We start from the raw sequence: 13,361 nt of genomic DNA on the forward strand, positions 1-13,361 counted from the left end.
AAAATTTATAGTAAAATTTCCTCTCCTTTGTTTTTTATAGATTTTTGAGAAGCTTCTAAGATTTTCACAACTGTTGCTCCTATATGGGCTGATGCTTTTGGGGTGTTTTTTTGTTGAATACTATCTATAAAATCACTTGCCATTGCATATAATGCCTCTGTATTGTTTAATTTGGGGACATAAATATCTCCTACTCGATAATCTACCAATATTTTAGTTTTATCTTCTTCTGATTTGATTTCATAGCCTGTATCATAGACTTTTATTTTTTCTGTAGCTTCTAAATCATTCCAAACAATCATTTTTTTATTCCCTCCTACAAGCATTTGTCTAACTTTTACAGGTGAACTCCATGAACAATTGAAATGTGCTATCTTATTAGAAGCATATTTTAGAGTGAGGTAAGCAATATTTTCTATATCATTATTAGTATGAGAAATACCCGTAGCTTGTACTATTATAGGCTCTTCATTAAGCAAATAATTGCAAATAGATATATCGTGTGCAGCTAAATCCCATAGAACATTGACATCTGGCTGAAATAAGCCAAGATTAATTCTTGTGGAATCTATATAATTGACATTTCCTAATTCCTGTTTTTCAATGAGTTCTTTCATTTTTTGAACAGCCCCTGTATACAAAAAAGTATGGTCTGTCATCAGAATAAGTCCTTTGTTCTCAGCTATTCTGATAAGCTCTTCTGCTTGAGCATATGAAGAAGTCATAGGTTTCTCAACAAGCACATGCTTGCCAGCCAAAAGAGCCTTTTTGGCTAATTCGTAATGACTAAAAACAGGAGTGGCAATCACAACAGCATTTAGAGAGTCATTTCCAAAAAATTCCTCTATAGAAGATGTTGTATTTACATTGGGATAGCTCAGTTTTAAAGCTTGTAGCTTTTTCTCATCAAAATCCAGAACGGTGTGTAGTGTAGCATTCTTCTGAGCGTAAAAATTTCTAACTAAATTTTTACCCCAGTATCCATAACCTATTATACCAATATTCATTTAATTTTAGTTATTTTTTGTTTAAAAATAACTAAAATTTATAAAAAATATAATTGTTCAACATTTTTTCCCAAAATAGAATTTATGGGTACATTCAAGTGATTTTTGAGAATTGTAGCATAGATGCTTCTAAAGTCAATTTCGTATTTTAAATCACCTTCGTCTAAAGACTCTAACTTGGGTGAGCTATTATAAAAACCTTTTTTCTTTAGAGAATTTCCAATAATAAATAAATTATTGGCTGTTCCATGGTCAGTTCCTCCTGAAGCATTTTGAGCTACTCTTCTACCAAATTCAGAAAAAGTTAAAATCAATGTATTGTCCAAATTTCCACTTTGTTTTAAATCTGTTACAAGACTATAAATAGCATCAGAATAAATACCTAATAGTCTTTCTTGTGTATTTAGTTGATTCACATGTGTATCAAAACCTGAAAGAGAGGCATAATATACTTCAATTTCCAAACCACTTTTAATCATTTGAGAAATTGTTTTTAATCTTTGACCAAATTCGTTTTGCGGGTAGTCAACACTTGTCTTTTGTATTTTATTCTTTTCATAAATATATTCAGCAGAAGAAACAGTTTCAGAAAGTGTTTTATACAAATAAGCTACATTTTCATGTTCATGATGATGATTTTGGGAAGAGTTTATCTTTTTATTTTTAGCCATTTTATAAAACTTTTCAGGATTTTGAAGAGCCAAGCCTTTTACTTTCTCCCCTTTCATAGCCAAACTTAAAGTATCATCTAATTCTATAGCAGAAAAAGCTTTACAGTTTTTTTCACAATTTGCATCTAAAAAACGTCCTATCCAGCCACTAGAAAGGTATTCATTGCTATCACTAGCTGTATGCCAAATATCCATAGAACGAAAATGAGACCTGTCAGGATTGGGATAACCAACACTATTAAAAATACAAAGTAAGCCTTCATCATAAAGTTGCTTCATTTTACTCATAATTGGATGCAAACCTTGTTCTGAATTTAATTTTAATACATTTTCTTTGGGAATTGCTAGACGAGGGCGAGTATTGTAATATATATCATTCTCAAATGGAACGATTGTATTTAAACCGTCATTACCACCTGATAATTGTATTATTATCAATCTTTTACCTGCAAAATTTATATTTTGCTCCTCAAAAGCTTTCAGGAAAGACGGTATCAGCCATGTACCTACAGTGGCTAAAGTAGATTGTTTTAAGAATTCTCTACGTTTCATAATTTTTAGATTAACATAACTGAAACTCAGGACTTGTTGTAAGTTGTCTAATTGTATTTTTAATAAAAACCTCTCCAGAACCTTCTATTTTATCATCAGATAAGTTTTTAGAAGCTATTGGCAATAACCAGTTTTGTAGTTTTTCAAAAATTTCTTTTTGAGATGAAGTTTTGATATGTTTTGTAATCTTGTTCCAATCAACTCTTGATTGCAGAATTTTGGCTTCTCGTTTTCCTAAACCTTCTGTATCTACATCTCCATCATCTTTTGAATTAATCTCTACTTCTTTTTGTCCAAAAATCAGATCTGGCAAGGTCATTCTAAACAGTAGAGTTGAGCTATCTATCCAACTTTTTCCTTCTTGCCAACCAGCTACATTGGGTGGATAAAATAAAATTTGTCCTAATACTTTTTGGACAAAAAGCCATGAACGTTCATCTTCAAAGTCTAATCCAAAGAATTTCTGATAATGCACTAAAAGCTCAATCGGAGATTTAATATGTGTTCCTATATTTTTCTGCTCATAAAACCAATCTGCAGAAAGTATTTTTTCTAACAAGGCTTTTATGTCATAGTTTGTTTTTCTAAAATAAGAAGCTAAATCTTGTACAATAGCTTCATCAACTTTATCATTTACAAAATGAGTGTATATCTTTCGAACTATAAAAAGAGCTGTTTTGGGGTTTTCTAAAATGATATTGATAATATCATCTCCATTGAAATTGCCTGTTTTTCCAAAAAAAGTTTTTGAATCAAAATCGTGTTGACGTTCTCTGAATACATATTCCCCTGAAAAATCGAACCCCCAACCAGTAAAAGCTCTTGCTGCTTCTTTGATGTCTTTTTCGGTATAATTGCCTCTTCCTAATGTAAAAAGTTCCATCAATTCTCTTGCAAAGTTTTCATTAGGCTTTTCTTTTCTATTTTGTTGATTATTGAGAAATTGAAGCATTGCAGGGTCTTTTGATATTGCATGCAACAAATCACCAAATTTACCTAGAGCATAGTTTCTCAATAAATTATTTTGTTTTTGAGTCAGATAAGCATTTTGCGTTTTACAAGCAAAATGATTGTGCCAAAAGAGTGTCATTCTTTCTCTTAAAGCACATTGAGGCTCTGTCATTTGCTTGAGCCATAGAACATTAAGGTTTTTTATTTTTTGACGGCTTTCTTTCCTTAGTAAACGTCTTTCTTGTTCAGTAAGATTGTTTCTATCTGCAATTTTAGGACGTTCTACAATTTCTATATTTTTTATTTTGGAAGCTTTGTCGAAAACCTCTTTGATAATATTTTTTAGGTTTTTATTCTTTTGCTGTTCCAGTTCTTCCAAACTTGCTCCAAAACAGGCTCTAAAATATAAGTGTTGTATTTTTTGTTGCTCCTTCATAAGCATTTTTATTTTTATTTTGGACTATCTAAATTGTATAAGGTTTAAAATTTTATTTTATTTATTTTTTTGACATCTTTAGCATAAGTTTTGTGTTAAACAAAACAACTATTTACCTTCAGATTTGGTTATTCTATAAAATTCTATAATTATGCGTTCATCATTAGTTTGTTCCCTCACATTCCTTACCTTCAATATTTTTGCACAACAAGTTGAGCCTGGTGCTATTGGCTATTATCAAGATGCTAGCATTTTTGCTCAATCTACTGTTCCTATGGGAACAGCAAGAGTGCAAGGTTTGGGAGGGGCTAATGTTGCAGTGGGTGCAGATGCTTTTTCTACTGTTTCAAATCCTGCAGGTTTGGGACTTGTTAAAAATGGACAATTTAATATTGGTTTAGCTTTCAACAACTATGGTTCTAAATCTTCTTATATCAATACTGACACTCAAGGTTCTTATAACTATCTGAAATTAAACAATATAAGTATTGTTATTCCTATTGAATCTTTTGGAGATAGCAAATACAAAGGAGGAGGTATTGGTATTTCGGTTATCAGAACCAATAATTTTCAAAGAAGATTTAGTTATTCAGGTACAAATACTCGTAGTACAATGGCAGACCGTTTCACTGCTTTAGCAGATGGAATTAATGCTAATATTCTTGAAGCAGAAGCAGCTTCTGGCGAAATATTAGATTTAGCATCATTGTCTTACTCAGGTTTTGTAATTAGTCCTTATTTAGATGATAGCACTTCTTATTATACTGAGTTTAGAGATGTTAATAATAATTTAGTAGCTCCCATTCGTCAACAAGAAACCTATCAAACCAAAGGAGGAGAAACCACATTTCATATTTCTTATGGAGGCAATTACAATGACAAACTATTCTTTGGTTTTGGATTAGGCATTACGACTTTACGTTACAGCTTAAATAGTGTTTATAATGAAAGTTTGACTCGTCAAGCAGCACCTAGTGAGTTGCAAGAATTTACACTAAAAAATAATCGTTCAACAAAAGGTGGAGGTGTTAATTTTAATTTAGGATTTATTGCTCGCCCAGTAGACTTCATCCGTTTTGGAGCTTCAATTACTACTCCTACTTTTTATGCATTGGCAGAGAAAGATGAAAACACAATGATTGCTATTTCAAGGAATTTCAACCCTGTAACGAATAGCACAATACCTTCAGAGTTAAACTTCCAATATACAAGTCCTTTGAGAGCAAATGCTGGGGCTGCCTTTTTCTTTAACAAAGCAGGTTTCTTCACTTTGGAAGCAGAATGGGTTAATTATAAGGGCATGTCAGTAACATCTTTAGATACTGATATTGAGGCCGACAACAAAACCATTAAAAATTTGTATGGCTCAGCTTTTAATATAAGAAGTGGTATTGAAGGCAGGTTTGATATTTTTAGAGTAAGAGGAGGTGCAGCCTATATGCAAAATGCTTTAAAAACAAAACTTGATGATGTAAACAGAGATATTTTCTCTTTCAGTGGTGGATTAGGATTATATTTAAAAACATTTTCTTTAGATTTAGGAGTGACTTATACACCCAGTAACAGTATTTATACACCTTATACACTCAATAATAGGGATTTGTTTTATTCTGTAGAGAGTAAGAATACTCAAATTTCAGGAATCATGACTGTGTCATTCTTATTTTAATTATAAGTATGTAACATTTTATTTAGTAATTTGTTAGTATGTAGTGTTTAAAACGATACTACTATGAAACAAATTCTGTTAACTTTTTACCTTTTATTTATTTCTTATATATCTTTTTCTCAAGGCTGTAGTAGTGCTGGTTTTTGTACTATGGGAGCTTTGAAAGCAGACCAAACTTTTTCTCCTATTAAAAAAGTAAGGCTTAACTATGTTGAAATTAGCCATCTTATAGCATTTAACGGATTAGGAGAAACTATTCAGGCATCAACAATAGATGCTTCGATTAGTGTTTCTTCTAAAAATAAAATTCAACTTCGTTTGCCATATGCTTGGGTAGAAGGAGATTTAGGAAAGACAAGTGGTTTTGGAGATGTTTACTTTACATACACCAGAAGTCTTTTTCAAAAAGACAAGTACAACATAAGTGTAATGGCAGGAACTAAGATTCCTCGATTTTCTACAAATTTCAATACAAAAGAAAATTTACCCCTTCCTATGTATTATTCACCAAGTTTAGGAACATATGACCTAATTCTTGGAGCTTCTTTCATTAATAAAAGTTGGCTATTGGGTATAGGATTTCAAAAACCTATTTATAATAGAAGTATTGATAATCATTTTTCTCCAGATAAGTGGTTAGGGTCATCTTTGGAGCAACAAGCTAAAAAATATACATATTCTGCTGGTTTGCAGAGAGGTAGTGATATTATGTTAAGAATTGAAAAAAATATCCGTTTCAATCGTTATAATTTTCATGTAGGCTTATTGCCCGTTTACCGTATTGAAGCAGATGAAGTACTCCAAGATAATGTTAGAAAAAAGTTAAAAGGCTCACAAGGTTTAGCAATGACAGGCATTTTAGGTGCTGGCTATAATTTTGATTTACATTCTCGTATCAAATTATTTTATGGACATCGTTTGGTTGCCAGAGAATCTAATGCAGATGGATTGATGAAAACTTCTGTAACCACAATTGCTTATGAATGGCGGTTTTAAAGTTTTATATTTTAATTTTATTTTCAATATATTTGCTGATAGCCTAAATTCATTTTTGCATGAAATCATTTTTCTTTGTTTCCTTATTTTTTATTATAATCTTTGACTCATTTAGTCAATCTGCAAAAGAAAATTATCTTAAAGCATTTGAATTACAGGAGAGAGCTCTTTATAAAGAAGCTAAAAGCTATTTTGAAGAATCTGCAAAAGGTTTTGAACAAAATAAAGATTATGAAAATTATCTACAAGCCAAAACTGACTTATCTTATAATTTACTTAAAAACAATCTATTAAATGAGTCAATTGGTTTATCTGAAAAGAATCTTCAAGAAGCAGAAAAGTTCTCATCAAAATCTGATTTTTGGAAAGCAAAAAATCAGAAAAATATAGCTGAAGCATATCTTATTTTAGGAAAGTCTGATAACAGCAAAGATATTTTAAAACAAAGCATCAATAAATTAGAGCAATTAAATTATCCTGATGTATTAGCTGAAAGTTATAGTCTTTTAGGCATTATTTATTGGCAAGAAGGTAATAATAATTTGGCTTTGGAGTATTTGGAAAAAGGTCTGGATTTACGTCAAAAAAATAATTCAACTGATATAGCAGCTTCTTACAACGATTTGGGCTTAGTATATCAAAATATTGACCCTAAAAAGTCTTTGGAGTTTTATCAACAAGCTTTTGATGTATATAAGACTAAATATATATCCATTCATCCTAAAAATGCTGTTTTATTTACAAATATTGGACTTGTTCAAAAATCGGAAAAAAAATATGCATTAGCTCAAGAAAATTTTGAAAAAGCACAAAATATTTGGAAAAGCCTTTATCCTAATGGACACCCTAACGAAGCTTTTGCGATTAGTAATATTGGTCGTGTTTTTTTAGAAAAAAAACAATATAATACAGCTAATAACTATTTTCAAAAATCTTTAACAATTTATGAAAATGTTTATAACGGGAAACATCCTGAAATAGCAAATACTTATAATCTGATAGCCAAAACATATTTTGAAAGTGGAGAACCTAAAAATGCTTTAGAAAATATTCAAAAATCTTTTATCAATAACTCTAATTCTTTCAGTTCTACCAATATTAAACAAACTCCCTCAACACAAGACGTCATTAATTATACTACATTTTTATACAGTTTAACCCTTAAAGCTGAAAGCTTAGAGCAATTGTATACCACTCAAACTGTAAGACTAAATGACTTAAAAACAGCTATTTATAACATAAAAATTGCTGATACGTTGATTAGTCGAATCAGGCAAAACGCTTCCAGCAAAGCAGATAAGATTCAGTTGGGACAAATTTCTGCTGAACTTTATGAACGAGGTGTTAGATTGTGTCATTTGATGGCTGTTGAATCGAAACAGAAGAAAAAATACAATGAACAAGCATTTTATTTTTCTGAAAAGGCGAAATCTGTTGTCTTACTAGAAGCTATTGGTGATAGCAAAGCCAAAAGTTTTGGAAATATTCCACAAGAAATTTTAAAAGAGGAAGAAGAATTACGATTAAAAATCACTTTTCTAGAGCAACAAATAGCTCAAAAACCATCCGAGAATATCCTTTTAGAGTATAAAAGTCAGTTATTTGAGTTCAATAGACAATATGATGCTTTTCAGAAAAAATTAGAAAAAGATTTTCCTGATTATTTCAACTTAAAATATAGTTCAAAATCTATTAGTATTCAAGATATTAGAAGTGTTTTAGATGAAAAAACAGCTATTCTATCATATATGATTGGTGACCACCATATCTATATTTTTACACTTACTAAAACAAAACTTGAGTTACAGAGTATCAACAAGCCTGAAAATTTTGAAGATAATATAACTTTTTTTCTCAATACGATTCGTTTTAGTGCCTACAAAGGTTTTATAAAAATGGGTTATAAAATTTATAGTGAGATTTTTCCTAAAAATTTACCCAACAAGATAGAAAACCTTATTATTATTCAAGATGGGAAACTCAGCGTTTTACCTATGGAATCTTTGATTACAAAAAAAGTGAATCTGGAGAGTGAAGTAAATTTTCATAATCTACCTTATCTAATTCTCAAAAAATCTGTTAGTTATTCATATTCAGCAACTTTATGGTATCAGAATTTAGTTAAAACTAATAATGCAACTAATCAAGGGATTGCTCTAATTGCCCCTATCGAATTTGAGGGTAGTATAGCTACTTTACCTGGTACAGAAAAAGAAGTGAATGAAATTGCTACTGTTTGTAGGCTTAAAAATTTCAAAACCAATACTTTAATCAAAAAAGAAGCACAAGAAAAACTTATCAAAGCCCTTGATTTGAAAGATTTTTCTATTTTGCACTTTGCCACTCATGGACTTGTAGATGAAGAAAGTCCTGATTTATCACAAGTTTTTTTGGGTAAAAGTGAACAAGAAGACGGAAATTTATTTGCAGGTGAAATCTATAATTTGCGTTTAAATGCCGATTTAGTTACACTTTCAGCATGTGAAGTAGGCTTAGGAAAGCTCACCAAAGGTGAAGGTTTGATAGGTTTGAGTAGAGCATTTCTGTATGCAGGGGCTAAAAATTTGGTTGTTTCTCTTTGGAAAGTTTCAGATGAATCTACAGCAAGGCTTATGATAAACTTTTATACCAACCATTTAGCAAACAAGCAAATGAGCTATGGACAAGCCATGAGAGATGCAAAATTGAGCCTTATTCAAGAAAAAAAATATGCAAGACCTTATTATTGGGCAGCTTTCATTGTTTTAGGCAAATAGCAGAAAATTTGCATTGCACTGTTTTTTTTCATAGTCTTGCATAAAAAACACACATGAAAGGGATTATTCTTGCAGGAGGCTCAGGCACACGCTTACATCCTCTTACATTGGCTATCAGCAAGCAAATTATGCCTGTTTACGACAAGCCTATGATTTATTATCCATTATCTATCTTGATGATGGCACATATCCGAGAAATTCTTATTATTTCAACACCTCACGATTTACCATTATTTCAAAAACTTTTGGGTGATGGTTCTAACTTAGGTTGTAAATTTGAATATGCAGTTCAGGAAATACCCAATGGTTTAGCTCAAGCTTTTGTAATTGGAGAAAAATTTATTGGAGATGACAAAGTAGCTTTAGTACTTGGAGATAATATTTTTTATGGAACAGGGCTTTCTAAAACTCTACAAGCCTGCAATAATCCTGATGGAGGCATTGTGTTTGCTTATCATGTCAATGACCCTGAAAGATATGGCGTAGTTGAGTTTGATAAAGATATGAATGTGATTTCCATTGAAGAAAAACCTCAACAACCTAAATCAAATTATGCTGTACCTGGTCTGTATTTCTATGATAACAGCGTAGTTGAAATAGCTAAAAACTTGAAACCTTCTGCTCGTGGCGAATACGAAATTACAGATGTAAACAAAGAATATTTACAAAGAGGTAAACTTAAAGTACAAATATTAAATAGAGGAACTGCTTGGCTTGACACAGGAACTTTTACATCCCTGATGCAAGCAGGACAATATGTACAAGTCATTGAGGAAAGACAAGGGCTTAAAATAGGCTGTATTGAGGAAATAGCATACCGAAGTGGCTTCATCACAGCAGAACAACTCCAAAAGGTAGCCGAACCTCTTACAAAAAGTGGCTATGGTCAATATTTGCTCAATATCTTAAAACAAGGTAATTAATTCATTCATAAGCATTTTAGATAGTGATAAACTTTTTTCGTAGTAGTTCCATTGGAGGCACTATTCTATTAGCTATTCTGTTTTTAGCAGTTCGGATACCTGCCTATATTTTAGGGGTTGATATTTCTGCTACTGAAGTAAAATATTTGGCTTTAGCCGAAAAAATAGCTCAAGGAGATTGGCTTTATTTAGATATTTGGGATAACTCCGCCCCTTTTTCTGCTTTTTTTTATACTATTCTTTATGGAATTTTTGGTAAAACTAATACTCCTTACTTAGTAATCAGTGGGCTTTTAGTTTTTATACAGGCTATTCAATGGAGTTATTGGCTTGTACGTACAAAAATGTATCAAGAAAGAAATCAAGTACCTGCCATTATTTATTTAGTGATGGCCTGTTTGTGGGCAGATTGTTATACTCTCTCTCCAGAAATTATGGCAAATACATTCCTGATTATGGCTCTTGGAAATACCTTTATGCATCTGAATGAGCAAAATCAGACAGAAAAATCATTTGAGATTGGCTTATATTTGGGTATTGCAGGAATGTTTCATTTACCTTATTTTTTGTTTGTAGGAGGTGTTATTTTAGCTTTTTTATTATTTTCAGGAACACGATTCAAAGAATACGTTCTATTATGTCTAGGTTTATTACTCCCTTTTACACTCATTGGACTTGTTTTTTATTTTAAAAATGGATTTCCAGCATTTGTTAATTTTTTCATTGTTGGCTTTATAAATGTTCCACATCATCTCAATTTAGATACTCTTACTTTTATTACTATAGGAGCTTTTCCTGTAGTTTTAACATTATTTAGTTTTTTAGCTTTGCTACAAAGTGTAGGTTTTATCAATTACCAACTTCGTTGCCAACAAAGTATGTTTTTGGTTTTGATTTTTGGAGTAATTGCATTTTTTATAAACCCTGAAATAGGAATAGGTAGTTTAGCTATTTTGTGGTGTGCTTTATCATTTTTTATAGCTCATCTTTTTTTACTATTCAAAAAGAGAATATTAAGGAATATTATATTTTTATTGTTTTTATTTATAGGCATTGGGATAAATTTTGCTTTTTTGCTCAACACTATTCCTAAAGATTTACAGTCTTACTACCCTAAACCCAAAAAGATAGTCATTCCTCCTATTAAGCAATCAAAAGTTTGGGTATTGAGTTCAGATGTGAGTTGGTATTTATATAACAAAGCCATCACTCCTTTTTTCAACTGGGATTTATCCAAAAAATACCTACAAAAACTTGATTATTACGATATTCAGGCAGATATTTATAATAAAATCATGTTTGAAAAACCTCATATCATTGTGGGTGATGAGAAAACTATTGAGTTACTTTTTAATAAGCTCCCAACAATTGCAGAGAGATATGTAAAAGAAAAATATTACTGGAAATTGAAAAAATAAACCCTATTCTATATGTTTTATATATTATCCAAAACAGTTTTTTACTTGGCTATGCCTCTTACATGGATTTTGGCTTGTTTTGGTATAAGTATTTTCAGTAAATCAGAAAAAAGAAAAAAGCGTTTTTTTGTATTGGCTTTAGGGTTTCTTTTGTTTTTTACCAATCCTTTTTTTATCAATGAGGCTCTTTTGCTTTGGGAAGTACCTGCCACAGATTTATCAAAAACCCCCAATTATGATGTGGGAATTTTACTTACAGGCATTTCCAATGCTCAAAAAAAGCCTGCCGATAGACTCTATCTCAATAAAGGAGGTGACAGATTGACTCATACGCTTATGCTTTATAAAATGGGGAAAATCAAGAAAATATTGATTTCTGGAGGGCATTTTTATGAAAATGATATTAAAGAAGCCCAAGAAATGAAGAAAATATTGATTTCAGCCAATATTCCAGAAAAAGATATTTTTATTGAAGAAAAATCTTTGAATACAAGGGAAAATGCCATTGAATCAGCTAAAATTTTAAAACAAAACCTTCCAAATCAGTCATATTTGCTGATTACCTCAGCATTTCATTTACGAAGAGCCAAAGGCTGTTTTGAAAAGCAAGGTGTTAATGTAACAACCTTTTCTGTAGATTTTTATAGCCAAAATCGTTCGTGGGTGCCAACCTATTGGTTAGTACCCACCGAAAAATCTTTGTATTATTGGTATGTGCTTATCCACGAACTCGTTGGCTATACTATGTATAAGGTATTGGGATATGCTTAATAGCTCAAAAGTATTTTACTCAATTCTGCATCTGCAAAAACTTTCTTGATTTCAGCATTGGCAGAAGCCAAATCTCTACTCATCAGAAGTCTAATATCATTAGGAATAAAATCCATTTTCAAGAAGTTTTTGATATTTTCAATGTGTTCTTTTTTAATTCTATCTTGATTAAGCAAAATATAATTGATTAAACGAGTAGTTATAACAGAAAGGATGTCTACACGCTTTACTTCTTGTTGTACTAAAGATTTAATTCTATCATAGATTTCTTTATCAAACTTTTTGCTTGTCAAAATATCTTCTGGACTGATAATTTTAGCCAAATCGTTATTTAAGAATGCTATAAATGCTGTTACAGTGTTGCTGTCCAAAGTGGAATCAGCAAGCATTTTCACTAAAGAAACATCTTTTTTCAAATCTTTAATTTCTTGAATACTATCAAAAAATTGTACCAAAGTACGAGGGGTTGTACGCTCTCCACTTACCAATTCGGGATAAGCCAATACAAAACTAATTCCTCTTTCATCCACACCATTTTTTTCAGCCCACAAAGCCCACGTTTTGGCATCAAAGGTAAGAGTAATATGTCTCATACGAGTAAGCATTGCAAAATCCATAGGAGTTACAGAATAATCCCCACCATCAGGATTTGCCGTTAGTACAATATGCCAGCCTTTAGGAATTTTCCAACTTACTAATTCATAATTTTGAAGTAATTGCATGATACCTCTCAAAATACGGTCATCTGCTCTGTTTACATCATCTATCAATAAAATACCTTTGCCTTCAGTTTGTGGCACCCATTCAGGTATTGCCAATTTAGTAACCTCTTCACCTTTTTCGTTATTCGAGATATGTGGCATACCTGTCAAATCGCCCATTTCTTCAAACTGGGCTGGAGCAACATAAGCCCATTGGTAGCCATTGGCTTTGGCAAATCTTTCTACAGTTTCTGTTTTTCCTATTCCATGTTCTCCCCAAATACACAAAGGTGTTTTTTTTCTATCTAATTTTTCATTTCGTTCGTTGGTTTCTAACGTATAAGCTAAAAAGTTTTCAAGTTCTTGGGCATTACATTTTGTTCCGTAATAAATATATTGATGTTTCATGCTATATGATATTGTTTTGGGTAAATATAATTATTTTTCAAATTTGGTTTATACTTATTTACGATTGTTTTGATACATTTGCGAATCTTATGGTCTAATTTT

Annotated in this window: 10 protein-coding genes; 6 read left to right on the forward strand and 4 right to left on the reverse strand. The window is 31.3% G+C overall.

The features are described from left to right. Positions 1 to 5 precede the first annotated feature (5 nt). From AD998_19495 to AD998_19505, 3 genes are read right to left on the reverse strand one after another with little or no spacing between them, the layout of a single operon-like run. Positions 6 to 1,007, reverse strand: coding sequence for an oxidoreductase (locus AD998_19495; protein ID KOY84636.1), 1,002 nt, complete (start codon positions 1,005 to 1,007; stop codon positions 6 to 8). Between the two features lie 38 nt (positions 1,008 to 1,045). After that, on the reverse strand, positions 1,046 to 2,230 hold the full coding sequence (locus AD998_19500; protein KOY84637.1) for a twin-arginine translocation pathway signal: 1,185 nt from the start codon (positions 2,228 to 2,230) through the stop codon (positions 1,046 to 1,048). A 10-nt stretch (positions 2,231 to 2,240) separates the two neighbouring features. Next, positions 2,241 to 3,623, reverse strand: coding sequence for a hypothetical protein (locus tag AD998_19505; GenBank protein ID KOY84638.1), 1,383 nt, complete (start codon positions 3,621 to 3,623; stop codon positions 2,241 to 2,243). A 145-nt stretch (positions 3,624 to 3,768) separates the two neighbouring features. On the opposite strand from AD998_19505, the gene AD998_19510 reads away from it, so the two are divergent. From AD998_19510 to AD998_19535, 6 genes are all read left to right on the forward strand, one after another. Then, positions 3,769 to 5,286, forward strand: coding sequence for a hypothetical protein (locus AD998_19510; GenBank protein KOY84639.1), 1,518 nt, complete (start codon positions 3,769 to 3,771; stop codon positions 5,284 to 5,286). 63 nt (positions 5,287 to 5,349) lie between these two features. Further along, positions 5,350 to 6,282 (forward strand): hypothetical protein, encoded by a 933-nt coding sequence (locus tag AD998_19515; GenBank protein KOY84640.1) that lies wholly within the window; start codon positions 5,350 to 5,352, stop codon positions 6,280 to 6,282. Between the two features lie 59 nt (positions 6,283 to 6,341). Further along, complete coding sequence (locus AD998_19520; protein ID KOY84641.1) at positions 6,342 to 9,038, forward strand: hypothetical protein; 2,697 nt, start codon at positions 6,342 to 6,344, stop codon at positions 9,036 to 9,038. Positions 9,039 to 9,091: 53 nt separating this feature from the next. Continuing rightward, positions 9,092 to 9,961 carry a glucose-1-phosphate thymidylyltransferase gene (locus tag AD998_19525; GenBank protein ID KOY84642.1) on the forward strand — a complete coding sequence of 290 codons (870 nt, stop codon included), beginning with the start codon at positions 9,092 to 9,094 and terminating at the stop codon, positions 9,959 to 9,961. Positions 9,962 to 9,984: 23 nt separating this feature from the next. After that, the gene (locus tag AD998_19530; protein ID KOY84643.1) at positions 9,985 to 11,379 is read left to right on the forward strand and encodes a hypothetical protein; all 1,395 of its coding nucleotides are present in this window, start codon (positions 9,985 to 9,987) and stop codon (positions 11,377 to 11,379) included. A 12-nt stretch (positions 11,380 to 11,391) separates the two neighbouring features. Beyond that, on the forward strand, positions 11,392 to 12,150 hold the full coding sequence (locus tag AD998_19535) for a hypothetical protein (protein ID KOY84644.1): 759 nt from the start codon (positions 11,392 to 11,394) through the stop codon (positions 12,148 to 12,150). Here the strand turns inward: AD998_19535 and AD998_19540 are convergent. Continuing rightward, positions 12,147 to 13,271, reverse strand: coding sequence for an ATPase (locus tag AD998_19540; GenBank protein ID KOY84645.1), 1,125 nt, complete (start codon positions 13,269 to 13,271; stop codon positions 12,147 to 12,149). The genes AD998_19535 and AD998_19540 overlap by 4 nt on opposite strands. Between the last annotated feature and the right edge of the window lie 90 nt (positions 13,272 to 13,361).

Source organism: bacterium 336/3, from assembly GCA_001281695.1.
Taxonomy (GTDB): Bacteria; Bacteroidota; Bacteroidia; order Cytophagales; family Thermonemataceae; genus Raineya.